This is a genomic window from Rhodococcus sp. IEGM 1307 (assembly GCF_030056915.1).
Lineage (GTDB): Bacteria > Actinomycetota > Actinomycetes > Mycobacteriales > Mycobacteriaceae > Rhodococcus_F > Rhodococcus_F opacus_D.
In genome coordinates, this window is sequence record NZ_JASHKW010000012.1 from 90,459 (window position 1) to 115,147 (window position 24,689).

The 24,689-nt window shown below is 68.3% G+C and carries 26 protein-coding genes; 14 read left to right on the forward strand and 12 right to left on the reverse strand.

The features are described from left to right. Positions 1-2: 2 nt before the first annotated feature. The 6 genes from QM841_RS23395 (at position 3) to QM841_RS23420 (ending at position 5,712) form a co-directional block, all read left to right on the forward strand. Positions 3-803 (forward strand): mycofactocin-coupled SDR family oxidoreductase, encoded by an 801-nt coding sequence (locus QM841_RS23395; RefSeq protein WP_283333746.1) that lies wholly within the window; start codon positions 3-5, stop codon positions 801-803. Between the two features lie 2 nt (positions 804-805). Continuing rightward, positions 806-1,636 carry a mycofactocin-coupled SDR family oxidoreductase gene (locus QM841_RS23400; RefSeq protein ID WP_283333747.1) on the forward strand — a complete coding sequence of 277 codons (831 nt, stop codon included), beginning with the start codon at positions 806-808 and terminating at the stop codon, positions 1,634-1,636. Positions 1,637-1,739: 103 nt separating this feature from the next. Continuing rightward, entirely contained in the window at positions 1,740-2,222 is a 483-nt protein-coding gene (locus tag QM841_RS23405; RefSeq protein WP_283333939.1) for a nuclear transport factor 2 family protein, read from the forward strand. Continuing rightward, positions 2,222-2,983: an SDR family NAD(P)-dependent oxidoreductase gene (locus tag QM841_RS23410; protein WP_005258951.1), complete on the forward strand. Its 762-nt coding sequence runs from the start codon at positions 2,222-2,224 to the stop codon at positions 2,981-2,983. Before QM841_RS23405 ends, QM841_RS23410 begins: the two co-directional genes overlap by 1 nt. A gap of 270 nt (positions 2,984-3,253) precedes the next feature. Then, positions 3,254-4,120, forward strand: a complete 867-nt coding sequence (locus QM841_RS23415; protein WP_009475163.1) for a TauD/TfdA dioxygenase family protein — start codon at positions 3,254-3,256, stop codon at positions 4,118-4,120. 56 nt (positions 4,121-4,176) lie between these two features. Continuing rightward, positions 4,177-5,712, forward strand: a complete 1,536-nt coding sequence (locus tag QM841_RS23420) for a phospholipase C (protein WP_283333749.1) — start codon at positions 4,177-4,179, stop codon at positions 5,710-5,712. Between the two features lie 10 nt (positions 5,713-5,722). On the opposite strand, the gene QM841_RS23425 is transcribed toward QM841_RS23420, so the two are convergent. Further along, a complete protein-coding gene (locus tag QM841_RS23425) occupies positions 5,723-6,700 on the reverse strand; it encodes a Gfo/Idh/MocA family protein (RefSeq protein ID WP_283333750.1) in 978 nt (325 codons plus the stop codon). A 113-nt stretch (positions 6,701-6,813) separates the two neighbouring features. After that, a complete protein-coding gene (locus QM841_RS23430; RefSeq protein WP_283333751.1) occupies positions 6,814-8,229 on the reverse strand; it encodes an amino acid permease in 1,416 nt (471 codons plus the stop codon). A gap of 257 nt (positions 8,230-8,486) precedes the next feature. Between QM841_RS23430 and shiA the strand changes: the two genes are divergently transcribed. Further along, positions 8,487-9,845 (forward strand): shikimate transporter, encoded by a 1,359-nt coding sequence (shiA, locus tag QM841_RS23435; RefSeq protein ID WP_283333752.1) that lies wholly within the window; start codon positions 8,487-8,489, stop codon positions 9,843-9,845. A 9-nt stretch (positions 9,846-9,854) separates the two neighbouring features. Here the strand turns inward: shiA and QM841_RS23440 are convergent, their stop codons facing one another. Genes QM841_RS23440 through QM841_RS23450 form a run of 3 tightly spaced genes read right to left on the reverse strand, consistent with a single transcriptional unit; the run spans position 9,855 to position 11,772 of the window. After that, positions 9,855-10,634 carry an IclR family transcriptional regulator domain-containing protein gene (locus QM841_RS23440; RefSeq protein ID WP_280780538.1) on the reverse strand — a complete coding sequence of 260 codons (780 nt, stop codon included), beginning with the start codon at positions 10,632-10,634 and terminating at the stop codon, positions 9,855-9,857. Positions 10,635-10,679: 45 nt separating this feature from the next. Further along, entirely contained in the window at positions 10,680-11,504 is an 825-nt protein-coding gene (locus QM841_RS23445; protein ID WP_283333753.1) for an arylamine N-acetyltransferase family protein, read from the reverse strand. A 31-nt stretch (positions 11,505-11,535) separates the two neighbouring features. Continuing rightward, complete coding sequence (locus QM841_RS23450) at positions 11,536-11,772, reverse strand: hypothetical protein (protein WP_283333754.1); 237 nt, start codon at positions 11,770-11,772, stop codon at positions 11,536-11,538. A gap of 104 nt (positions 11,773-11,876) precedes the next feature. Here QM841_RS23450 and QM841_RS23455 point away from each other — a divergent pair, with 104 nt between their 5' ends. Continuing rightward, complete coding sequence (locus QM841_RS23455; RefSeq protein ID WP_283333756.1) at positions 11,877-12,956, forward strand: PQQ-dependent sugar dehydrogenase; 1,080 nt, start codon at positions 11,877-11,879, stop codon at positions 12,954-12,956. A 39-nt stretch (positions 12,957-12,995) separates the two neighbouring features. On the opposite strand, the gene QM841_RS23460 is transcribed toward QM841_RS23455, so the two are convergent. After that, positions 12,996-13,325, reverse strand: a complete 330-nt coding sequence (locus tag QM841_RS23460; RefSeq protein ID WP_283333757.1) for a hypothetical protein — start codon at positions 13,323-13,325, stop codon at positions 12,996-12,998. Positions 13,326-13,445: 120 nt separating this feature from the next. Between QM841_RS23460 and QM841_RS23465 the strand changes: the two genes are divergently transcribed. After that, the gene (locus QM841_RS23465) at positions 13,446-14,297 is read left to right on the forward strand and encodes a spermidine synthase (protein ID WP_283333758.1); all 852 of its coding nucleotides are present in this window, start codon (positions 13,446-13,448) and stop codon (positions 14,295-14,297) included. Here the strand turns inward: QM841_RS23465 and QM841_RS23470 are convergent. From QM841_RS23470 to QM841_RS23485, 4 genes are read right to left on the reverse strand one after another with little or no spacing between them, the layout of a single operon-like run. Further along, positions 14,294-15,685: a GntP family permease gene (locus QM841_RS23470; protein ID WP_009475153.1), complete on the reverse strand. Its 1,392-nt coding sequence runs from the start codon at positions 15,683-15,685 to the stop codon at positions 14,294-14,296. The genes QM841_RS23465 and QM841_RS23470 overlap by 4 nt on opposite strands. A 41-nt stretch (positions 15,686-15,726) precedes the next feature. Continuing rightward, positions 15,727-16,356: a bifunctional 4-hydroxy-2-oxoglutarate aldolase/2-dehydro-3-deoxy-phosphogluconate aldolase gene (locus tag QM841_RS23475; RefSeq protein WP_283333759.1), complete on the reverse strand. Its 630-nt coding sequence runs from the start codon at positions 16,354-16,356 to the stop codon at positions 15,727-15,729. Further along, on the reverse strand, positions 16,353-17,972 hold the full coding sequence (locus tag QM841_RS23480; RefSeq protein WP_283333760.1) for an N-acyl-D-amino-acid deacylase family protein: 1,620 nt from the start codon (positions 17,970-17,972) through the stop codon (positions 16,353-16,355). Before QM841_RS23480 ends, QM841_RS23475 begins: the two co-directional genes overlap by 4 nt. A 23-nt stretch (positions 17,973-17,995) precedes the next feature. Continuing rightward, the gene (locus QM841_RS23485) at positions 17,996-19,318 is read right to left on the reverse strand and encodes an amino acid deaminase (protein ID WP_283333761.1); all 1,323 of its coding nucleotides are present in this window, start codon (positions 19,316-19,318) and stop codon (positions 17,996-17,998) included. Between the two features lie 222 nt (positions 19,319-19,540). On the opposite strand from QM841_RS23485, the gene QM841_RS23490 reads away from it, so the two are divergent. From QM841_RS23490 to QM841_RS23500, 3 genes are read left to right on the forward strand one after another with little or no spacing between them, the layout of a single operon-like run. Next, positions 19,541-20,554, forward strand: a complete 1,014-nt coding sequence (locus QM841_RS23490; RefSeq protein ID WP_283333763.1) for a sugar kinase — start codon at positions 19,541-19,543, stop codon at positions 20,552-20,554. Continuing rightward, on the forward strand, positions 20,551-21,300 hold the full coding sequence (locus QM841_RS23495) for an IclR family transcriptional regulator (protein WP_005251230.1): 750 nt from the start codon (positions 20,551-20,553) through the stop codon (positions 21,298-21,300). Before QM841_RS23490 ends, QM841_RS23495 begins: the two co-directional genes overlap by 4 nt. A 46-nt stretch (positions 21,301-21,346) precedes the next feature. Then, on the forward strand, positions 21,347-21,751 hold the full coding sequence (locus tag QM841_RS23500; protein ID WP_009475147.1) for a RidA family protein: 405 nt from the start codon (positions 21,347-21,349) through the stop codon (positions 21,749-21,751). Between the two features lie 4 nt (positions 21,752-21,755). Here the strand turns inward: QM841_RS23500 and QM841_RS23505 are convergent, their stop codons facing one another. After that, a complete protein-coding gene (locus tag QM841_RS23505) occupies positions 21,756-23,096 on the reverse strand; it encodes a potassium channel family protein (RefSeq protein ID WP_280780526.1) in 1,341 nt (446 codons plus the stop codon). Between the two features lie 225 nt (positions 23,097-23,321). On the opposite strand from QM841_RS23505, the gene QM841_RS23510 reads away from it, so the two are divergent. Then, positions 23,322-23,771 (forward strand): PPOX class F420-dependent oxidoreductase, encoded by a 450-nt coding sequence (locus QM841_RS23510; RefSeq protein ID WP_283333764.1) that lies wholly within the window; start codon positions 23,322-23,324, stop codon positions 23,769-23,771. Between the two features lie 53 nt (positions 23,772-23,824). Next, positions 23,825-24,307, forward strand: a complete 483-nt coding sequence (locus QM841_RS23515; RefSeq protein WP_283333765.1) for a hypothetical protein — start codon at positions 23,825-23,827, stop codon at positions 24,305-24,307. A gap of 83 nt (positions 24,308-24,390) precedes the next feature. Here QM841_RS23515 and QM841_RS23520 read toward each other — a convergent pair whose 3' ends face one another. Further along, positions 24,391-24,633 (reverse strand): hypothetical protein, encoded by a 243-nt coding sequence (locus QM841_RS23520; RefSeq protein WP_283333766.1) that lies wholly within the window; start codon positions 24,631-24,633, stop codon positions 24,391-24,393. Positions 24,634-24,689: the final 56 nt, after the last annotated feature.

Consider the following 24,689-nt stretch of genomic DNA (forward strand, 5'->3'; position numbering starts at 1 on the left):
CGATGTCACGGATGGCAGGCAAGGTCGCCTTCATCACCGGTGCCGGGAACGGCATGGGACGCAGTCACGCGGTCCGGCTCGCGGAGGAGGGCGCCGACGTCGTCGTCGTCGATCTGCCGTCGGCCGAGGCGGATCTCGCCGAAACCGGAAGGCTGGTCGGCGAACTCGGCCGGCGCGCGGTCGTCGCCCACGCCGATGTGCGTGACCCGTCGGCGTTGCGGGCAGCCGTCGACGCCGGAGTCGCGGAACTGGGACCCCTCGACGTCGTCGTCGCGAACGCGGGTGTCTGCGACAACCCCGGCCCGGCGTGGACGATTGACGACGCGGTCTGGCACCGATCGCTCGACGTCAACCTCACCGGTGTGTGGAACACGGCGAAGGCCGCGGTCCCGGCGATGCGGGACGGCGGCGGTTCCGTCGTGATCGTCAGTTCGACCGCCGGTATCAAGTCGGTGGCCGGGGCCGCCCACTATTCGGCGTCCAAGACCGCCGTGGTCGGGTTGGCCCGGACCCTCGCCAACGAACTCGGACCGCAGTTCATCCGGGTGAACGTGCTGCACCCCGGCGCCGTCGGTACCCGTATGACCCTGAACCCGGAGACGATGGCACGGCTGCGGCCGGACCTCGAGAATCCGACCCGGGACGACGTCGTCCCCGTCCTCGCGGCGAACCACATGCTGCCCGTCCCGTGGCTGGACTCGCGGGACGTCAGCAATGCGCTGCTGTTCCTGGCCTCGGACGAATCGCGATACATCACCGGCACACAACTCGTGGTCGACGCCGGACTGACCCAGAAGGTGTAGAGATGACAGGTCGAGTGAACGGAAGAGTCGTCCTGGTCACCGGTGCCGCACGCGGGATCGGCCGGGCGCAGGCGTTGCGGTTCGCACAGGAGGGCGCGGACGTCGTGGCCGTCGACCTGTGTGGCCCGGTCGGCACGGTGGTGACGCCACCGGCGAGTCCGGAGGACCTCGAGGAGACCGCGAAACTGGTCCGGGACACCGGCCGCCGGATCGTGACCGCGCAGGTGGACGTGCGTGACGGCGCGGTGCTCGCCGAGGCGGTCACTGCGGCGGCCGGCGAGCTGGGCGGGCTGGACTTCGTGTGCGCCACGGCAGGCATCACGTCCTCGGGTGCCGCGCTGGACCTCGACGCCGAGACGTGGCAGACGATGCTCGACGTCAATCTGACGGGGGTGTGGCAGACGTGCAAGGCGGCGGCGCCGCACCTGATCGAGCGGGGCGGCGGGTCGATGATCCTGACGAGTTCCATCGCCGGTCTGCGCGGGCTCGTCGGCGTCGCCCACTACACCGCGGCCAAGCACGGGGTGGTGGGCCTGATGCGGTCGCTGGCCAAGGAGCTCGCGCCGCACCGGGTGCGGGTGAACAGCGTGCATCCCACGAACGTGGACACGGACATGATCCAGAACAACATGGTGCGGCGGGCGTTCCGGCCCGACCTCGAGCACCCCACCCGCGAAGAGTTCGCGGCGGCGGCCGTGACGATGAACATGCTGTCGATTCCGTGGATCGAGCCGGTCGACGTGGCCAACGCCGCGCTGTTCCTGGCCTCGGACGAGGCGCGGTACATCACGTCCGTCGCCCTGCCGGTCGACGCGGGCAGCGTCAGCCGATGACCGATGCGGGCAGCGTCGGCCGGTAATCCCCGAGTCCGCCCCCCACCTGACGATCCGTGGTAGAACAGGTGTCAGTTTTGGGGGCGGACGAAGGGTGAATTCCGTGGATCTCGAGGCCGTCGCCGCGATCAGCAGGCTCAAGTACGCGTATCTGCGCGCCCTGGACACGAAATGCTGGGACGAGTTCGCCGACACGCTCCTTCCCGACGCAACGGCGAACTATGGTGAGCATCTCGCGTTCGAGTCGCGCGACGCGCTCGTCGAATTCATGAAGTCGAATCTGGGGCCGCAGACCATCACCGAACACCACTGCGGTCACCCGGAGATCGACGTCGACGGCGACACGGCGACCGGACGCTGGTATCTGTCGGACACCGTGCTGATCCCGGAACACGACATGGTGCTGCGCGGGGCGGCGTTCTACTCCGACCGCTACGTCCGCGGACCCGACGGCCGATGGCGGATCGCCCACACCGGATACGAGCGGACCTACGAGGCGGTGATGTCGCTGGCCGACATTCCCAGCTTCCGGCTGACGTCCAACCGGTGGGCAGCCGACACGGAACCCGGCAAAGGAGACTCGTGATGGGGACACTGGACGGCAAGGTCGCACTGATCACCGGCGCCGGTCAGGGCGTCGGCGCCGGCATGGCGTTCGCGCTGGCCAAGGAGGGCGCCCGGATCGCGGTGGTCGGGCGAACGGAGTCGAAACTCGTCGACACGTGCGCCGCCATCGCCGACTTCGGCGGCGTCGCCGAGCCGATCGTCTGCGACGTCAGCAAACGCGATCAGCTCGGCCCGATGGTCGACCGCGTCGTGGATGCGTTCGGTGGCATCGACATCCTCGTCAACAACGCCAACGCGAGCGCACTCGGACCGCTCCTCGACATCACTCCGAAACTTCTCGACCGCGCCATGGCCGTCGGCCCAGTGGCCACCCTGTTCCTCATGCAGCTGTGCTACCCGCACCTCAAGGCGCGTGGCGGCGGCTCGATCATCAACCTCGTCAGCTCCTCGGCGGTGCGGTGGGACACCAGCGGCTACGGGCTCTACGCGGCCACCAAGGAGGCGATGCGCTCGCTGACCCGGACCGCGGCCAGCGAATGGGGACCCGACGGAATCCGCGTCAACGCGATTGCGCCGCACGCACTGTCCCCGGGCCTGAAATGGTGGACGGAGAACAATCCCGAGGAGGCCGCCGAGTTCGTGAAGTCGATCCCGCTCGGCCGGATCGGTGATTGCGAGCAGGACATCGGACGTGCCGTCGTCTTCCTCGTCGGCCCCGACGCCGGGTACCTGTCCGGTGCCACCATCCCGCTCGACGGCGGCCAGGCGCGCTGGAGCTGATCGCCGACGATTGCCCCGAGCTTGCTCATTTCCCTCCCATCCGGTAGGAATTGCGTCGTGCATACGACTCACCTGGTGCGACGCCTCACCGTCGACCTGTGCCGTACGTGCGCCAACATCTGTTGTTGCTGATGGTCCGGCGCGCGTACCGCGTGCTGTCCACTCCTCGGTAGCCTCCGGCATCCGGTCATTCCTCACGCATTCTCCGCGTTCGCAGGTCCGGGCCGGTACGCCCGTCTCCAGGCACCATCACCCTCGCGGAAAGACATCATGAGCACTGCATTCGAAACCAGAACACCGTCGCTGACGCTCGACAAGTTCGGCCCCCACTTCGGCGCCGAGATCATCGGCCTGGACGTCGCGTCCGCCACCGACGACGAGGTGGCCGCGATCCGTTCGGCGTTGACCGAACACAAGGTGCTGGTCCTGCGCGGTCAGTCACTCGGCGACGCGAGCCACATCGAGTTCGGTCGCCGTCTCGGCCGGCTCACCGCGGGGCACCCCGTCCACGACAGCGGCGACGTCGCGCAGGAGGTGTACGCCCTCGACAGCCAGGACAACGGTTTCGCCGACGTGTGGCACACGGACGTGACGTTCATGAAGCGACCGCCACTGGGGTCGATCCTCCGTCCCGTCGTCCTCCCGCCGCACGGCGGCGACACCAACTGGGCCGACAGCCAACTCGCGTACGAGTCGCTGTCGCTGCCGGTCCGGCAGATGATCGATCAGCTGACCGCGGTGCACGACGGCAACCGCGAGTTCGGGTACTACCTCGCGCAGAAGCGTGGCGGCAAGGGAAACGTCTGGGACGGTGAGGAAGTCACCGCGCTCGTGCCTGTCGAGCATCCCGTCGTGCGGGTGCACCCGGAGACGGGACGCAAGGGCATCTTCGTGAACCCGGGCTTCACGTCCCACATCGCCGGAGTGTCCGAGGCGGAGAGCCGGGGAATCCTCGACTTCCTCTACGCACACCTGACCAAACCCGAGCACATCGTGCGGCACCGCTGGCGCCTCGGCGACCTCGTCCTGTGGGACAACCGCAGCACCGCGCACTACGCCAACCGCGACTACGGCACCCAGCACCGTGTCATGCACCGCATCACGCTGGAAGGTGACGTGCCCGTCGGCCCGCAGTAGAGCAACCTGCGCATTCGCCGGGCGGGCAGCGTCCGCAGCGACTACCGTCACGATCCGTGACCCCGGCATCGGACATCTCACGACGCAAGTTCCTCGCCTCCGCCGCTGCGGCCGGTGGCGCCGCCTTCCTCAGTTCGTGGGCGGGCCCGGTGATCGACCGCGCCTACGCGCAGGACCCGGGCGGTAGCGGGTCGTTGAACGACATCGAGCACTTCGTCTACCTCATGCAGGAGAACCGCTCGTTCGACCACTACTACGGCACGCTGTCGGGGGTGCGCGGCTTCGACGACCCGTCACCGGCGTGGCAGCAGTACGGCTGGACGCCGGGTGCCGGTCCGACCCCGACCGGGTTTCTCAACCCGTTCCGGCTCGACACCACGCAGGGCACGCACCTCGACGGCGAATGCATCAACGACCCCACCCATTCGTGGGGTCCGCAGCACGACGCGTGGAACGGCGGCGCGATGGACCGGTGGATGCCGGTGCACATCGCGCACGAGGGGCCGCTGAACGGTCCCGCGACGATGGGCTACTACACGCGCGCCGACATCCCGGTGCACTACGACCTCGCCGACGCCTTCACCATCTGCGACCACTACTTCTGCTCGGTACTCGGACCGACGGACCCGAACCGGCTGTACTGGATGACGGGCACGATCGACCCGGACGGGCTGGCCGGCGGGCCGCTGGTCGAGACGCCGACGGTGATCCCCAGGTTCGTCTACTCCTGGCGCACCTATCCGGAGAACCTGCAGGAGGCCGGCGTCAGCTGGAAGGTGTACGCCAACAAGGACCTCGGCCCCGTGTCGAGTGTCGCGCTCGACGGGATGCTCGGCTGCTTCACGCAGTACAGCGACCCGAATTCGGAACTCGCTCGCCGCGGTCTCGATCCGACGTACCCGAACGACTTCCGGGCCGACGTCGCGAACGGCACGCTGCCCGCGGTGTCCTGGATCGTGCCCAACATCTTCACGTGCGAGCATCCGGCGCTGCCCCCGGCCGCGGGCGCGGTTGGGATCGTCGAGGTACTCGACATCCTCACGTCGAACCCGGCGATCTGGGAGAAGACGGCGCTGATCATCAGTTACGACGAGAACGGCGGCTTCTTCGACCACGTCACCCCGCCCACACCGCCGCCGGGCACCCCGGGTGAATATCTGACGGTTCCGCTGAACACGGTGTCGGAGAGCGAGAACAATCCGGGTCCGATCGGTCTCGGTTTCCGGGTTCCGTCGCTGATCGTCTCGCCGTACAGTCGCGGCGGCCTCGTCGCGTCCGACACGTTCGACCACACGTCGCAGCTCCGGTTGCTGGAGAAGCGGTTCGGTGTGCCCGTCCCCAATCTCACCGAGTGGCGCCGCGGCGCCGTCGGCGACATGACGTCCGTGTTCGACTTCTCGTCGGCACCGAACGCCGGCGTTCCCGCGATGACCGACCCCGGGCCACGCCTGCAGGCGGCGATCGCGCAGTGCGGGCCGAACGTGGCCGCGGGGACGCTCAACGCCGGTGCGCCCTACCCTGTCCCGCCGAATTCGATGCCGGTGCAGGAACAGTCACCGCTGCGGCGTCGCCCCAGCGGGCTGATCTTGTAGCGGTCTCTCCTCAGAGGCGCACCGCCCGGCCCTCGTCGATAGACTGCAGGACCGCCAGTGCGGCGGTCACCGAACGCAGTCCGTCGTGTCCGGTCGCCACGGGTTCACCGTCCCCGCGGACGGCGTCGACGAACGCCCGGATCCCTGGTGCGTACAGGTTGTCGACGGTTTCGAGCGGGACGGTCGTGTCCTGGCCGTCCGCGACGATCCGCAGCGTTCCGGTGGGATCGGGGCGCATGCAATCGCCTGCGACGAGAGTGCCGGACGTTCCGTGGATCTCGAATCCGGTGACGGCGCGCGGGACCGTGTACGCGTCGTGGAGCGAGAACAGGGTGGACGTGCCGAGCACGCCGCTGGTCATCACGGCGTCCGCCGGACCCTCGCTGAGTCCCTGGCGCACGCCGACCGCCGTCACCGTGGTGGGTTCCATCCCGGTGACGAAGCGGAGCGTGTCGATGTCGTGCACCGCGAGGTCGAGGACGACCCCGCCGCCGACGCCGTCGAGGCGCCACCCACGCAGGGCCTGGCGCAGCAGAATGGCGTTGCTGACGCGCACCGACAGGAGGTCGCCGATCGCACCCTCCGCCAGCAACTTTCGCGCCGCGCGATGAACGGGATGGGTGCGGAGATGATGGTTCGTCGCGAAGACCACCCCCGCGGCCGCAGCCGCGTCGACCATCTTCTGCGCCTGAGTGACGTCGAAGGAGAGCGGCTTCTCGCACAGCACGTGCAGACCGGCGTCGATCGCGGCCATGGCGTGGTCGAAGTGCTTGTCGTTGGTCGAGGAGATGTAGGCGGCCTGGACGTCCCCGCCCACCGCGTCGCGCAGGTCACCGGTGGCGGACTCGATGTCGTGGGTCCTCCGGTAGTCCTCGGCGCGCGCCGCGTCGCCGCTGAGCACGACTGCCGCGGTCTGCCCGCACTCCCGCAACGCGGGGAGTACGCGTGTGGCGGCGACGTTGCTCGCACCCAGAATCGCCCACTTCATGAGCTTCGGTCCTTCCTCGGGCCGGTGGGTCCGGCCTTTCCTCGGCGGGACTGTACGCCGAGTTCCGAGAGCGCACTACTGTTCGATATGCGAACTGCCGGGCCGATCCGAGCTCATGGGCGGAGTGCGTCGACCTCTTCGCCGGAGGTCGAGGGATCCGGCGTCTCGTCGGTGGTCCCGCGCGTGCGCTGGCGGTAGATCCCGATTCCGACCACGGCCACGGCGAGTCCCATCGAGACGTACATCTGGCTCCTGGTCTCCGGCAGCACGAGCATGCCGACGCAGAGCGCGATGATGGCGGCGATGGTGCACCACGTCAGGTACGGGAACAGCCACATCTTCAGCGACAGATCCTTGCCCTCTGCCTCGAGGCTGCGCCGCATGCGCAGCTGCGACACCGAGATCGCCAGCCATACGAACAGGGCGATCGCGCCCGAGGAGTTGACGAGGAACAGGAACACGGTGTCCGGGTACAGGTAGTTCAGGCCCACGGTCAGGAACCCCACGACCGTCGAGACGAGGACGGCCTGGCGGGGAACGCCTGACGATCCGATCTTCGACAACGAGGCCGGCGCGTCGCCGCGGCGGGAGAGCGAGAAGATCATGCGGCTCGCCGTGTACAGGCCGGAGTTCAGGCAGGACAGCACGGACGTGAGCACGACGACGTCCATGATGTTGCCCGCCGCCGGGATGCCGAACGAGTCCATGACGGCGACGTACGGGCTCAGCGCGACGGAGGCGTCGTCCCAGGGGAGCAGCGTCACGACGACGGCGATGGAGCCGATGTAGAAGATGAGGATGCGCCACACGACGGAACGCACGGCGTTGCGCACTGCCGCCACGGGGTTGGCGGATTCACCGGCGGCGATGGTGGCGATCTCGGCGCCGAAGAACGAGAACACGACCACGAGGACCGCCGCGAACACGGCACCTGCCCCGTTGGGGAAGAACCCGCCGTGGCCGGTGAGGTTGGTGAGCCCGGGCGCTTCGACGCCGGGCAGGGCTCCGCAGATCGCGAGGACGCCGAGCACCAGGAAGATGACGATGGCCGCGACCTTGATCGACGCGAACCAGAACTCGAACTCGCCGAACGACTTCACGGACGCGATGTTCGTCAGCGTCAGCAACACCATCAGGATCAGTGCCCAACTCCACTGCGGGACGTCGGGGATCCAGCGGTTCATGATGACGGCACCGGCCGTCGCCTCGATGCCGAGGACGATGATCCAGAACCACGCGTAGAGCCAGCCGATGCTGAAGCCGGCCCAGCGGCCGATCGCGCGGTCGGCGTACGCCGAGAACGATCCTGTCTCGGGGTTGGCGGTCGACATTTCGCCGAGCATGCGCATCACGAGGATGACGACGATTCCTGCGAGCGCGTAGGCGACGAGTACGCCGGGGCCCGTCTCGCGGATCGCGACCCCGGAGCCCACGAAGAGGCCTGCGCCGATCACCCCCGCGATAGCGATCATCGAGAGGTGCCGCTTCTTCAGTGTGTGCTGAAGCTGCGGATCGGTGGTTCCTGACATGGAGAAATCCCTTCGGCGCTACTCCGGGTGTGATGTGCGTCGCTGATTCGGAAAAGTGTGTACGAGTCGTGGGGGCTCTGGAACCGCCGATTCGGTGAATTTCGGGCCGGCGAGATAGACGAAACGGCAGTACCACGCATCTGCGTCTTCTTGACAACGCGGAAACGCTATGGCTACCGTCACATTATTCGACCAGCGGACATGCGTTCGGTATACGAACGGGGCTTGTCCGGCACAAACGTAGACGGGACATCGGAATGAGCGATCACGCCTTCACCCCGGCAGCCGAGAAGCAGGCGCGAAGAGCAGCGCTGAGCAGTTTCGTCGGCGCGGTCATCGACTGGTACGACTTCCTGCTCTACGGGTTGGTCGCGGCACTGGTCTTCAACTCGGAGTTCTTCCCGAACGTCAGCCCGGCGATCGGGACGCTCGCCGCGTTCGCGACGTTCGGCGTCGGATTCCTGTTCCGGCCGCTCGGCGGCGTCGTGTTCGGCCACTACGGCGACCGCATCGGACGCAAGCGGATGCTGATCCTCACCGTGCTGATCATGGGCACGAGCACCGCCCTGATCGGGCTGCTGCCGTCGTTCGGGTCGATCGGCTGGTGGGCACCGGTCCTGCTCGTGACCCTCCGCGCCATCCAGGGCTTCGCCGTCGGCGGCGAGTGGGGCGGGGCCGCGCTGATGGCCGTCGAGAGCGCGCCGCCGAAGAAGAAGGCGTTCTACAGCAGCGGAGTGCAGGTCGGCTACTCGGTGGGGCTCATCCTCGCCACCGGATTCGTCATGCTCATGAGCAACCTGACCACCGAGGACGCGTTCAGTCAGTGGGGGTGGCGGGTTCCGTTCGTCGCCAGCGTCGTCCTGGTCGGTATCGGTCTGTGGATCCGCGCCGGCGTGCAGGAGAGCCCCGAATTCGTCGAGAAGGTGGAGAAGGTAGAGGAGGAGCAGACCGCGCAGGACAAGAAGCGGATTCCGCTCGTCGAGGCATTGCGCAACCACCCGAAGGCATTCCTCCAGATCATCGGTCTGCGTTTCGCCGAACTGTTCTCGATGTACATCGTGACCACGTTCGCGTTGAGCTACTCCACCCAGGAACTAGGGATGGAGCGCAACTTCATGCTCAACGTCGGCCTGCTCGTCGGTGCCGTGGGTATCGGCACCATCCCGCTGTTCGCGTGGCTGTCCGACAAGCACGGCCGGCGACGCGTCTACATCCTCGGCGCCCTGATCGGCGCGGTGTGCGCGTTCCCGTTCTTCATCTTCCTCGAGAACGGGTCGATGATCGGCACCGTCATCCTCGCCGTGCTCCTCGTCAACATCTCGCACGACATGGTCGTCAGCGTGCAGCAGCCGCTGTTCACGGAGATGTTCGGGGCCGAGTACCGGTACAGCGGCGCGGGCGTCGGATACCAGGTGGCCAGCGCGATCGGCGGCGGCTTCACCCCGTTCATCGCGGCAGCGCTGGTCACCGCCAGCGGCGGGTCCTGGCACCTCGTGGCCGTGTACCTCGCCGGCGGCTGCATCGTCAGCGCCCTGATCGCGTGGCGACTGCAGCCCGATGCGAGTACCGACGCGTCGGACGCCGCGACACCCGCGAAGCTCGCGAACGCGCACTGAACATGGCGGTCAGCCGAGGGACAGGTCGGAACCGATCCGCTCCGCGGTCGCAACGAGTTTCGGCACCACCGACACCTCGACGTCGTCCCGCGTGTACTGCGTGCCCTGCAGCGAGGAGTTGAGGGCGGCGACCACGGCGCCCGTCCTATCCCGGATGGGAACGGCCGCGCCGCGGATGCCGATCTCGAGCTCGTTCTCCGACATCGACCAGCCGTCGGCGGCGACCTTCCGAACCTCGGCGCGCAGTTGCTCGACGTCGGAGATCGTGTGGGGTGTGAAGGACTGGAATTCGGTGGCCTTCAGGTAGTCGTCGAGCGCGTCGGCCGAAAGCCCGGCCAGCAGAACCCGTCCCGTGGACGTCGCGTACGCGGGGAACCGCATGCCCACCGTGATCGAGATGCGAATGATCCTCGGCGAGCGGACCCGCGCCACGTACACCACGTCGGGACCGTCGAGGATGGTGACGGAGATGGTCTCGCCCAGTTCCTTCGCGAGAGCCTCGATGTGCGGGTCGGCGACCTGCGGCAGTCGCAGCGCGGCTAGGTACGAGAAGCCGAACCGCAGCACCCGGGGGGTGAGCGAGAAGCTGCGTCCGTCGAGACGCAGAAAACCCTTGTCCACCAGGGTGAGCAGAATGCGGCGCGCCGTGGACCGGGTGATCCCGACAGCCTGCGCCACCTCACTCAGCGTGCGTTCCCGGTGCTGCTCGTCGAAGCATTCGAGAACGGTCAGGCCACGGTCCAGGGACTCGAGGAAATACCGTTCCCCCGACGCCGGCTGCTCGGCCACCTCAGCAGCCACCTGTTTCGCACACGCCGTCATGCTACCGGGCGGCTAGGCGTGCCGGAGCCGGCTGAACGCCGCGTCCAGTGTGGCCAGTCCGCTCGTGTCGATGAGAAAATCGGATTCGAGGCTGTCCCGCAGTTCGTCGACGGTCGCCAGGTCGCGCCGCTCGGACGTCCCGCCGAGGTGGTGCACCGTCAGTCGCGTACCGGCCAGGGCGTAGCGGCGGTCTTCCGTCGCTCGCGCCGCCATCAGTCCGGTCACGAAATGCGATCCGGGCCAGGTCGACAGGTACCAGTTGGGGGCCTCGTAGTCGACGGGGAACTGCCTGGTGAGGTCGAACCGGTAGATGGTCCGCCACTCGTCACCGACGAGTGCCTGCATCGCGTAGTCGCCCGCGACGTCGACCAGCCGGAACGGTTCCAGCGGCGTGTCCTGCATGGTGTCCAGTTCGAGGCGCAGCGTGGTGTTGAGCGTCATGCCGCCGAACCCGACGTCGATGAGCCGCCGCTCGCCGGCCACGTCGACGAGCAACAGCATGTGCGAGCGCGGAGTGACCGCATCGATCGGAGATCCCCACAGAACCCGCGCGGCGAGCGGCGTCACGTCGAATCCGAGCTCGACCAGGACAGCGCGCAGCAGGAGATTCTGCTCGAAGCAGTAACCGCCCCTTCGGGATTCGACCAATTTCTGTTGCAGTGACGGCAGGTCGAGCCGGTTCGGTGTGCCGAGGAACGGGTCGAGGTTCTCGAACGGGATCGACCGGGCGTGATGTGCGGCAAGCTGGTTCAGCGTCGCCGTCGTCGCGGATCGGTCGCCGTCGTACCCGATCCGTTCGAAGTACCGCTCCAGATTCAGATCGCCCGCAGTGGCCACGGAGCACAGTCTAAGCGCGGCGAATGACCGATCAGAGGTCGTCGGGTGTTGCCGCGAGGTAGGCGGCGCCGCGCGGCGCGATCCGGTACCCGACGTCGAGGCTGTGCGTCAGCCCCGGTTGTCGGAGTCGTGATCGAGCTGATCCGGACCATCCCCGAGACGGTGTGGAACTCCGAGCCTCGAGCACCCGCGGAGCGGCCCAGCGGCGGAAGGCGACCGTGACGGTGCCGTCCGCCACCCCCTGCGCGATCTTCTGCGGAATGATCACCCGCCGTCACCTCCTCATGTGAGTGGCGATGCGTGGTCGAGGATACTTTGCCACTCACCTGGGGGAGGATGGACAGGGTGCGGTCGCGTGACGGGAGGACACCCATGGGACGGCGACTTTTCTCGGCCACGGCGTTGCTGGTGGCCGTTACGTGCGCGGCTTGCCAGTCCGAGGGGACTTCCGCGCAGCCGTCGACGAGTACCGCGGTCGCCGCGCCGGCAGGCAGCGAGCCCACGGTGATCGCCGCCGACCTCGACGTGCCGTGGGGGATCGCGCTCCTGCCGGACGGGACGGCACTGATCGCGGAACGGGACAGCGGCGCGATCCGGCACCTGCAGGCGAACGGCGACACGACCGTGATCGGCGAAGTGCCCGGTGTGGCGGCGCGGGGCGAATCGGGACTGCTGGGCCTGGCCGTCTCACCGGCCTACGCAACGGATCAGATGATTTACGCGTACCTGACCACCGACGACGACAATCGGGTGGTCGCCCTGCGGTTCGACGGCCGCAGCCTCGGCGAGCCGGCCCCGATCCTGACGGGCATCCCCGCCGGATCGATCCACGACGGCGGCCGGATCGCATTCGGGCCGGACGGCAACCTGTACGTCTCCACCGGTGAAGCCGGTGACCGGCCACGCGCCCAGGACCCGTCCTCACTCGGCGGCAAGATTCTGCGGATCAACCCCGACGGGTCGATCCCGGCCGACAACCCCACCCCCGGTTCACCGGTCTGGTCGCTCGGGCACCGCAACGTGCAGGGCCTCGCGTGGGACGACGCCGACCGGTTGTGGGCCACCGAATTCGGGGCGAACACCTGGGACGAGGTGAACCTCATCGAACCCGGCGGCAACTACGGATGGCCGGAGGTCGAGGGGCGGTCGGGCGAGGCGGGCTTCGTCGATCCGGTGGTCCAATGGTCCACCGGCGAGGCGTCCCCGTCCGGGCTCGCGTTCCAGGACGGCGCGCTGTGGGTCGCGGCGCTGCGCGGCGAACGACTGTGGCGGATCCCCGTGGCCGGTGACGGCGCGCTCGGCGAACCGCAGTCGCTGTTCGACGGAGAGTACGGGCGACTGCGTACCGTCGTCGCGACACCGGACGGTGCCGTCTGGTTCAGCACCAGTAACCGTGACGGGCGCGGCGATCCGGGGGAGGGCGACGACCGCATCCTCATGCTCCGCCCGTGAGTACTTGTTAACCGCGGGCGGTTAACAAGTACTCACGGGTCAGGAGGTCCAGGGGACGATCGGCGGCTTCACCCACATGATCTTCTCGTCGCGGTGCGCCGGGGTGGCGGCGGGATGGTCGGGGTGGCGCTCCGCCCACGCCGATTTCTGGTCGAGCAACTCGACCACGGTCAGCCACGTCTCCATGGTGCTCGGCGGGTTCGACCCGGCCGCCCGGGCGAGTTTCCGCAGCGTGCCGTCGGTGAGGTCGAGGAGTTCCTGACCGCTGATTCCGCGATCCCACACATACCGCGCGAGTCCCATCGCCTTCTCGCGACGTCGCTTCGCAGCGCCTTCGGTGTGCGCGAAGTCGACTTCCTGAGGTTCCATCGTCTTCCCTTCTCGTGCGCGTCACCACGGTAGGTCACCCGTGTCTCGTCCCGGTATCGTGGGAGGACGATTCTCGCAGCAGACGCGAGCGGACGGCGCGAGCAGTAGGGAAGACGGACGATGGGCAGGCAGCGCGGCGGTCGGGCTGCCCGGACATCCGACGGGGGTCCCGTCGCCGGCGTGTACCCGATCGACACGGGCACCTGCGAACTCGCGGAAGACCACCTCAATCCGCACGGCTGGGTGCTGAAGGTGAATGGGGTCGAGAGTTCCCACATCGACCTGTCGGACCCGACGCACCTCGATTTCGAGTACATGCGGTGGATCGCCGAGCTGGTCGCTTCGCACTGGGGGACGGATCAGCGGGTGCGGGCCCTGCACCTCGGCGGGGGCGCCTGCTCACTTGCCCGGCATCTCGCCGCCCGGTATCCGGACGCCCGGCAGGTGGTGGTCGAACTCGACGGTAAGCTCGCCGAGTTGGTGCGCGAATGGTTCGACCTCCCGCGGGCCCCACTGCTGCGGCTGCGGGTGGGGGAGGCGCGGGCGGTCACGGAGACGCTGACGGAGTCCAGCCGCGACCTGATCGTGCGCGACGTGTTCGCCGGGAACACGACTCCGGCGCCGCTGACGACGACGGAGTTCACCGGGCACGTGCGACGGGTGCTGGCGCCCGGCGGGATCTATGCGGTCAATTGCGGTGACACCCGCGACCTCGTCCTGGCGCGCCGGGAGGCGGCGACCATCGGCAGCGTGTTCCCGCACACCACGATCATCGCCGATCCCGCCATGCTCAAGGGCCGCCGCTACGGCAACATCGTGATCGCGGGCAGCGACGTGCCGATCGGCGACGACCCCGCACTCGTCCGCACACTGCTGGGTGGTGGTGTGCCTGCCCATGTCTGGGACGACCGGCAGGTGCGGACGTTCGCCGGTGCGGCGCGGGCGCTGCGCGACGCGGACTCCGGGAGCTAGACCAGCACCCAGATCAGCGAGGCCATCGCGAAGCCCACCACCGACAGGATGGTTTCGAGCACCGTCCACGTCTTCAGGGTGTCTTTCACCGACATGTTGAAATACCGTGACACGATCCAGAATCCGCCGTCGTTGACGTGGCTGGCGATGATGGATCCGGCCGACACGGCGATCACGATCAGGGCGATCTGCGGGGACGAATAGTTTCCGGCTGCGATCGACGGTTCGATGACGCCTGCGGTGGTGACGATGGCGACGGTCGCCGAGCCCTGGGCGATGCGGAGTGCGCAGCTGATCAGGTACGCGGACAGGATGACCGGGAGACCGAGTGCGTCCATCGAGTCGGCCAGGGCCTGCCCGACTCCGGTGGCCCGCAGCACCGCGCCGAAGAACGCACCGGCACCGACGACCAGCAGGATCATGCCGACCGGCTTCAACGCCGCCGCGGACATCGCACCGATCTCCTGCGCCGTGATTCCGCGCCGGGTCCCGAGCAGGTACAACGCCAGCAGGACGGCGATGGTCAGCGCGATCGTGGGTGTGCCGAGGAAGATGAGGACCGACAGCAGGGTCGAGCCTTCCTCGAGGACCACGTTGCCGACCGTCGCACCGAGGATCAGCACCATCGGGACGAGGATGATGAACGAGATCAGCCAGAGCGGCGGCGGGTTCTTGTCGGCTTCCTTCTCCTCCGGGATGAACTCGTCCGGGACCTCGATGATCACCCGCTTGCCGATCCAGCTACCCCAGACGACGCCACTGACGAACCAGGCGGGGATACCGCACGCGAGACCCATGATGATGATCCAGCCCATGTCGACGTGCAGCAGACCGGCCGCGGCGACGGGGCCCGGGTGCGGTGGCAGGAACGCGTGCGTCATGGACAGGCCGGCGAGCATCGGCATCGCGTACATCACCAGCGACTTGCCGCCGCGCTTGGCCGCCACGTACACGAGCGGGGCGAGGATGAAGATGCCGATGTCGAAGAAGACCGGGATGCCGAGCACGAGTCCGGTGACACCCATCGCGAGCGGAGCGCCCTTGGGCCCGAACAACTTCAGGAGCCGTTCGGTCAGGACGTCGGCACCGCCGGAGCGTTCCATCATCGCGCCGAGGACGGTGCCCAGGCCGATGATCGGGGTGATGTGCCCCAGGATTCCGCCGAACCCCTTCTCCAGGATCGAGTCGGCCGCCGACGTCGGGGTGCCGACCAGTTCGACCACCGACACTCCAGCGATGAGCGCGACGCCGACGCCGACGACGATCAGCGCGATGAACGGCTCGAGCTTCAGCTTGATGATGAGGATCAACAGCACGGCGATGGATACCGCTGCGAGAGTGAGTAGTCCGGCTGTGTCGTGCTGCAGCCAGTCGACGAACGACGTCATTGCGTCTCCAGGGGAGGTGGTGGGGTCGGGCGAGAGTGGGACTAGTTCGAGAGCGCGGCGACGAACGATCGTGCGCGGTCGGTGATGTCGGTCCAGTTGCCTGCCGCGACGCTGGACGGTGGGACGACGCTGGTGCCCGCGCACACCGCCAGCGCACCGGCGTCGAGGAACTGGCGGGCGTTGGAATCGTTGATCCCACCCGACGGCAGGAGTTCGACGCCGGGATACGGGCCGTGCAGGTCCGACAGGTAGTCGGGGCCGAGCCGCTTGGCGGGGAAGATCTTCACCGCGGCCGAGCCGAGGTCGACGGCCATGGCCACCTCGGTGGGGGTGAACGCGCCGAGGAAGACGGGAACCGACCGTCCCGTCGCGACTTTCGCGACGTCCGGTCGAAGGCCGGGGGTGACGAGGAACCGGGCGCCGGCGTCGATCGCGGCGGCGGCCTGATCGCCGGTCATCACGGTTCCGACGCCGAGGATGCTGCCTGCCGCGGCTGCGGCGTCGGCGGCGCGACCGAGATGATGGAGCACATCGGGCGTGGTGAACGTCAGTTCGACCGTCCGGATTCCGCCCTCGGCGAGGGCGTGGCACAGGTCCGCGGCGTCGGGGATGGTCTCCGCTCGCACCACCGTCAGTACCCGGTCGGCACGCAAAATGTCGATCTCGGTCATCGAACTGCTCCTCCTTCTTCGCGGCGCAACGATCTTCCGGCGGTCGCGCCGGTCAGGCGGCCGTCCTCGAGGGCGAGGCGGCCACGAACGAATACGTGGGTGATACCGGCCGCGGCCTGGCGCGGCTGCGCGTAGGTCGCGGTGTCGCTGACCGTCTCCGGATCGAAGAGCACGAGGTCGGCGGCGTAGCCGCGGCGGACGAAGCCGCGATCGACCAGCCGCAACCGCGTCGCGGCTCGGCCGCTGAGGTGACCGACGCACTCCTCGAGGGACATCAGGCCGAGGTCGCGGCTGTAATGCCCGAGGTAGCGTGCGAACGTTCCCCACCCGCGCGGGTGCGGTTTCGCGCCGACCAGCAGTCCGTCGCTGCCGCCGGTGTGCCGGGGGTGCTGCATGATCGCGCGCACGTTCTCCTCGTGGCCGACGTGTTGCAGGATGCCGCTGCCGAGTTGGTCGCGGATCAGGATGTCGATGCACACGTCGAAGGGGTCGCGGTTCTCGGCGGCGGCGATGTCCGCGACGGTCTTCCCGACGTAGTCGTCGAGTTCCGCGTTCTGCACGCCGCTGATCTCGAGCGTGTGCCACTCGGCGATCACCCCGTGGCAGCCGTCGGAGCCGGTGACCTCGAGATGCTCCCGGATGCGTTCGAGGGCAATCGGATCCCGGAGTCGATCGAGCGTCTGTTCCATGCTGCCCGCCGACGCCCAGCTGGGCAGGATCGCCGACAGCGTGGTGGCGCCGGGAAGATAGGGGTAGGTGTCGAGGCTGATGTCCGCGCCCGCGGATTCGGCCGTGTCGAGCAGGGCCAGCAGTTCCGGGGCGCGGCCCTTGTTGGGTCCGAAGTTCAGCGTGGCGTGGGCGAGATGCAGAGCGCACCCGGCCCGCGACGTCAGGTCGACCATCTCGGCGTAGGCCTCCATGGCGCCGGCGCCGTAGGACCGGTGGTGCGGGGAGAAGTAGCCGCCGTACTCGGCGACGGTCCGGCACAGTGCCAGCAACTCCTCGTTGTCCGCGTACATCCCCGGCGTGTAGGTCAGCCCCGCGGACAACCCGACGGCACCCTCCGCCATCGACTGCGCCACGATCCGCTGCATTTCCTCGATCTCCGACGGTGTCGCCGGCCGGTCGTCCCAGCCGACCACCAGCGCCCGGACGACCCCGTGCGGGACGAGATACGCGACGTTGGTGGCGATACCGCGGTCGAGTCGGTCGAGGTATTCGCCGACGCTCCGCCAGGAGAAGTCGAAATCCGAGGGATCGGTGTTCCACCCCGCGATCTTGCGCCGGACCACCGCGAGCACGTCGTCGGTGACGGGTGCGTAGGACAGCCCGTCCTGACCGAGTACCTCGGTGGTGACGCCCTGGGTGATCCGCGACGGGTGCTCGGGGTTCAGCAGGATCTGCAGATCCGAGTGGGCGTGCATGTCGATGAAACCGGGCGCGAGCACCAGGCCGTCGGCGTCGATCACCCGATCCGCGCGAGGGCATCCGGTCTCGGAGTGATCTGCCTCGGGCCGGATTTCGGCGATCCGGTCTCCGTCGACGAGCACGTCGGCGCGGTACCGCGGCGCCTCCGAACCGTCGACGACGGTGGCGGAACGGATCAGAGTGGTCATGATGTGAGTCCTCGGCCGGGGGATCAGAAGAAGGTGCGGATCAGGTCGACGACGACGGGATCGTCGGAGTCGTCGCCGACGACGGGAATCCAGCGCCACTTGTCGAACGCGGTGCACGGGTGGGAGAGACCGAGCCGGACGACGTCCCCGACACGCAGATCGTGTTCGGGCCGTGCGGGATCGAGCCGGAGGAACGCGTGCTGGTCGTTGACGGCGGTCACTTCGGTGCCGTCGAGGGGCCGCGGCGTCGCCCCGAGTTGGCCGGCGACGGCCTGCGCGGTGGGGAGTCCTTCGTCGAACGGGACGTCGCGCTTGCCGGCGTCCAGCAGGGCGAGGCCCGGCTCGGGGCGGGACACCACCCGGGCCCACGTGTGCATCGCCGACGTGAGACGACGCGCCTGCCTGTCTTCGCTGCGGCCGAACGGTGAGATCCCGGTGTAGAAGCCGTCGTCGTGGATGATGTATGCGCCGGCGCGGACCACCACTTTGGTTCTGCCGCCGGCAAGTTCGGCGAGCACCTCGGCGACCACGTCGAAGTAGGCGCTGCCGCCCGCGGTCACGTACACGTTCCGACCCTCGGGGTAGCGACCCTCGGCCTCGAGCCGGCGATGCAGTTCGGCCATCGACCGGAGGTAGGTGCGGACCCGGGTGAGGGATTCCTCGGAGGCGTCGTGTGCGAGGGCGCCCTCGTAACCGGAGACGCCGGCCAACCGCAGTGCGGGGCTCTCGCCGATACGGTCGGCCACCTTCACGGCCTCGGCCACCGAGCGTGCGCCGGTGCGTCCTCCCTCTCCGCCGAGTTCGACGAGCACGGGCAGCGGACGGGCCACCGTGACGTCCGCGAGTGCCGCGGTCATCGCGTCGACCGTCTGCGGGGAGTCGGCCCACATCAGGACTTCGAGTTCCGGGTTCGCGTCCATCTGCTCGGCCAGCCACCGCAGCGCGGTCGGGTCGACGAGCGAGTTCGCGATCTGCACCCGGCGCGCGCCGAATCGCACCGCCACCCGGAGCTGACCGAAGTTCGCGAGCGTGATTCCCCACGCGCCGCTGCGGATCTGCCGGTCCCACAGCACCGGAGACATCGTCGTCTTCCCGTGCGGAGCGAGGTCGACCCCGTGCGCCTCGCACCAGGCCGCCATGGTGTCGAGATTGCCGGCGATGGCCGTCTCGTCGAGGACCATGACGGGTGTGCTGAAGGCGGACAGCCGCGGCTGCGTTCCGAGGAACTCGGTCTTGGTGAGGCCGTTCGCCGCGGAGGGGAGGGCTTTGTCCACGTCGGACAAGCGCAGCTCGTCGAGCTCCGCCAAGGCGCCGGAATCGAGTGTGTCCGGTCCGCTGATCGTCATCGTCGATCCTGTCGTTCGGGTTCTGTGGGGCTGGTCTTCATCGGGGGGGAGGGCTGTGAAGTGCACCGTTGCGCTGTATGCAACGGTGATTGCGTTTTTGAGTCAGTTATGTCTAGCATTGGCCTGGGTCATCGTCAACGGTCCGGTGTGGCATGCATCGCCGGGGCGAGGGCTCTCGAAACGCAACTCCAGTGCCGGTCCGAGCAGTCGTAGAGGTAACAAGTGCAGGAATCGACCCCCACCCCCGAGTCCGGTGTCGCGTGCCTCGGTGAGGCGATGGTCCTGGTGGCCCCGGACTCGACACTCCACCTGGCAGGCGCCGAGGCGAACGTCGCCGCCGGGCTCGCCGCGCTGGGTGTCCCCGCCGCCTGGGTCGGACGCCTCGGTGACGACGAGTTCGGCACCCTCATCCGCACCGAACTGCAGGCGCGGGGTGTCGACGTCCGCGCGATCGAGGTCGATCCCGACCGGCCCACCGGGCACTACTCGAAAGCCACCGCCCTCGACGAGCACGGCGAGCCGCGAACGGACAGCCTGTATTCCCGGGCGGGTTCGGCGGCGTCGGCCATGGATCCCGGCTTCCTCGACGGGCCGGCGGTGGCGGACCTGTTCGGCCGCGCCGCCGTGGTCCACTGCAGCGGAATCACACCGGCCCTGTCCGATTCGTGCCTCGCGCTGATGCGGAGACTGCTCCGCGACCGGCCGGGAATCTCCGGTGTGGTCAGCTTCGACGTCAACTGGCGTGAGCAACTGTGGCCGGACGGCGACCCGCGGATGGTCGTGGAACTGGCGAATCTCGCCGATCTGGTTCTCGTCGGCGCGGACGAGGCCCTGCGCGTTCTCGGCACCGCGGATCCGCACGAGTTGCGGCTCATCCTGCCCGCCCCGGCCACCGTCGTCGTCAAGGACGGAGCGCATCGGGCGCTGGCCGTCGATCGCAGTGGCCGCAGTGTGGCTGTTCCGGCGCTCCGCGTCGACGTCGTCGAACCCGTCGGCGCGGGCGATGCCTTCGCCGCCGGATATCTCAGCGGTGTGGTGCGCGGCGAGGATCAGGCGCGGTGCCTGCGCCGCGGACACATCGGTGCCGCCGCCACCCTGACGGTGGCCGCGGACTCGGCGCCACCGCCGCCCGCCGAACTGCTGGACGAGCTGCTCCGGTGCTCCGAATCGGATTGGGCGGCCACGAGCGTCACCGCCAACGGTTTCTCCCCCCGAGAAAGTGGAGTGAACGGATGAGTCAGAGTGTCTCCCGCGCCCTGCACCTGCTGGTGCAACTCGGCAACGGTCCCGCCAATCTCGACCAGCTGGCCGAATCCACCGGGGTCCACAAGACCACCGTGCTGCGGCTGCTGCGAACGCTGTCCGACGAGCGGTTCACGTTCCGCGACAACAGCAACCAGTACCACCTCGGTTCCCGCATCTTCGAGCTCGCCGCGCAGGCCACCGATCAGCGGGAAGTCCGGCGCATCGCGTCACCGCACCTCGTCGCGTTCAACCGCGAATACGGGCGCACCACACACCTCGCGGCGATGGAGGGCGGTGACGTGGTGTACATCGACAAACTCGAATCGCACGACCAGATCAGGATGTACTCGCGAATCGGGCTGCGCGCCAACCTCAATTCCACCGCGGTCGCGAAGGTGATCCTCGCCGACCTGCCGGATTCGGAACTGCGGCCCATCGTCGACTCGATGGACTTCTCGGCCCGCACCGCCAACACGATCACGACGCCCGAACGCTACCTCGACGAGATCCGCATGGTCCGGGAGCAGGGCTGGGCGCACGATCAGGAGGAGAACGAGCCGTCCGTCAACTGCATCGGGGTGCCCATCCGTGGCGCGTCCGGCCGCGTCGTCGCCGCCGTCTCCGTCTCGGTGCCCGACGTCGTGCTCAGTTACGAACGCGTCCTCGACCTGCTCGAACCCCTTCAGGCCGTGGGGGCGCGGATCTCCCGCGACTGCGGATACCGCGCCCAGCCCTGACCGTCCCCCGTCCACCCGAAAAGTAACGACACACAGGAGAATCGATATGTCCGACACCACCGTCATCCGCACCGAAGGCGCCCCCGCCCCCGCGCACACGTTCAGCCAAGGCATCAAGAAGGGCAACATGCTCCAGGTGTCGGGGCAGGGTCCCATGGACCCCGTCACCAACAAGTACATCGCGGAGGGCGACGTGCGCGAGCAGACCCGTCGCACCCTCGAGAACGTCAAGGCGATCCTCGAAGCCGGCGGCGCGAGCGTGGAGGACGTGTTGATGTTCCGCGTCTACCTCACCACCCGGGACGACTTCGCCGCGATGAACGACGTGTACGGAGAGTTCATCGCGGCGAACGTGCCGAGCGGACAGCTGCCGTGCCGGACCACGGTGTTCGTCGACCTCCCGCACGAGGTCATGCTCGTCGAGATCGACGCGCTGGCAGTGACCGGCTAGGTCGCTACGCGGTGACGAGGTGCCGGCAGCTCATCCGCGGCGACATGGGCAGCTCGGTGAAGACGGGCTCGGACGTGTCCGCCGTCGGCACCTCCAGGTAGAGGTGGCTGCCGTCCGCCACGACCCCCTGCGGTTGCAGGCCGATCAGCTTAGCCACCACGTACGTGGCGCTCAGGCTGGTGACGTCGCGGATGATGCCGAGCCGCAGCAACGACCGCGTCTCGGCGATCGCCTCCTGCTCCCCGGCCCGCAGGACCAGCCGCAGCCCGGGCGACAGGGCCTGCGCGGCCACGGACACCGCGATGTTGTCCAGGTCGTCGGAGCCGACGGCGGCCAGCGCCAGGGCGCGGCCCACGCCCAGTCGCTCGAGGAGTTCACGGTCGCCGCCGTGCCCGACGACGGTCGGGATGTTCATCGACCGCACGAGCCGGAGGTTCTTGGCGTGGGGGTCGCGTTCGACGCCCACCACCGCGACACCGAGGGCCTGTAGCTCCCGGCACAGCCGGAGCCCGACCTGGCCGAGGCCCACCACGATGACGTGACCCGAGCGGGGCAGGACGCGGCTGCCCACCAGGCCGACCAGCCGGGGGCCGAGCAGGCGCTCGATGATTCCGGCGGTGAACATGGCCGTGAAGACGACGGTGAACAGCATCGCCACCGAGGCGAACACCGCGTAGGCGGGGCTGCCGTGGGTATCGGTTCCCGGGCCCACGGTGGTCACCACCCGCACCGCCTCGTTGAACGCGTCGAGCGGTGCCACGTGCTGGCCGAGCATCAGCCACAGCCAGTCGGCGAACAGGACCGCCAGGAGTCCCGCGAGCCCACCGAGCAGGATGCGCGTGCCGATGTCGTGCGACCGCAACAGTCCGGTTGCGCCGGTCGCCGCGGTGCGCCACCAGTTCCGCCGGGGCAGGTCGACGTGCGCGCCCTCGGGGTGGCCGTCGATCATGCGGACCGTCAACATGTGCTCGCCCGCGTGCCGGGCCGCGACGAGTTCGGGTTCCAGGCACGGACCGGCGAGCGTCGGTGCGGCCAGGTCTGCCGGTGACGTCACCTCGCACTGCGGGAGCAGCTGTGACAGCTGGTCCGCGACCGTGCGGTCGAAGATCGTCACCACCAACGGGATCGACGCCGAGATGTGCGCCGCGGCCAGCGCGTAGCGCAGCGCGACGACGTCGTCCCGCACCAGTACGGCCATACCGCAAGGTTCGTCCGCCATCGCCAGGCGGAGCTCGTCGTCGTCGGGGGCGACGAGATGGCGTACGTGAAAGTCCCTTTCGCGGAGGGATGCACAGACCCGTCGGGCCACGGTGGTTTCGCCGATGACGAGATATGAGTCGTTCACGTGTGGTCCTTCCGGCTCGGGATCACGAGAGCGTACCCGAGAAGAACCGCAGATCCCACACGAGAATGTGTACCGGTCAGTATCCTGAGATTTCCTGGAACACGTTACCGGCCAATGTTTTTCCGATCCCGGTGCCCTACTCGTCGGTAGGGCCCTGGACCGCGACCAGGGGCAGCCGCGACTCCGCACGGGAACACCGCTTCGGCGTCCGTGGTTGGGTGAGACATGACCCTCGATGCGAATGACGACCGGCGCCCACTTCTCGACCTCGTCGCCGCACACAACCGTGCGGTCCTCGCGACGATCAAACGTGACGGGCGCCCGCAATTGTCCAACGTGATCTATGCCTGGGACCCCGGCACGCAGACCGCGAGAGTGTCGGTGACGGCGGATCGGGCCAAGACCCGGAACGCCGCCCGCGACCCGCGGGTCTCGCTGCACGTCAGCGCGACCGGCTTCTGGAGCTACGCGGTCGTGGAGGGAGACGCGGAACTGAGCGCGGTCGCGGCCGATCCGCACGACGCGGCGGCGGACGAGCTCGTCGACGTGTTCCGGCTCGCGTCCGGAAAAGAGCACGACGACTGGGAAGAGTTCCGCCGCGCGATGGTGTCCGAGCACCGGCAGGTACTCCGGGTCCGCGCGACGAAGGTGTACGGCATGGCCCAGTTGCCCTGAGTGTGCGAAACGTAGCTGTGGCAGCCGGTCGGAGCCGGTGGGACGATTGAGTCATGCGCAGGAGACGGTGGCCGGCGGCACCGCCGCCTGCCACGGAGGGAATTGTGGTGCACGGGCCGGTGGAGCTCGTGACGAGCCGCGACCTGAGCCTGAGACTGGCGGAGGTCGTCGCGCACCCGACGGGCATGCTGCTGCGCGTCGAGCTGACGGCGAGAGGCAGATCCGCTGATCTCGCGCGGCACGAGACGCGTCCGCTGGACGATCCCGACGACCCGTCGGCGCGGTGGTCGTATCTCGCGGTGAACGTGCAGGTCGACGACATGGAGGGTGTCGCCGATCCACGCCACCCGCATTCGACGTCGAAGACCGACGCCGCGGACGCGTCTGAATATCACTCCGCGCCGCACTACTGGATCAGCGACTACCCGGAGTCGGGGACGATCACACTGACCGCGGCGTGGAAGGAAATAGGACTTCTGCCGAGAACCCGGACGATCACTCTCGGCCCGAATCCGAGTATGCGACCCGCCCGCTAGTCGTCGCGGGTAGACATACGAAGGTGCCCTTCGGCGCCGTGGGAGCGCCGAAGGGCACCTTCGCCCTGCGAGGGGAACGCAGATCAGGGCAGGGAAACCCAGGTGCCGAAGAACCAGAATCCGTGCGGGCTCGGCGCGGGGGTCTGCTGCTGTGGAGCGTGCTGCTGCTGTGGAGCGTGCTGCTGCTGAGGCTGCGGCGCCTGCTGCTGCTGGGCCGGGGCGGGGTTGTGGCCCACCGGGTCGGCGCTGGCAACGCCGGCTCCGATGCCGAGGGCTGCGAGGGCGATGCCACCGGTTGCGACGGCCTTGGTCACGACGGACTTCATGCGGTTCCTCCTGGAACGTATCGGATGCGGTGTCAGAACTTCCTGACACCGATCAG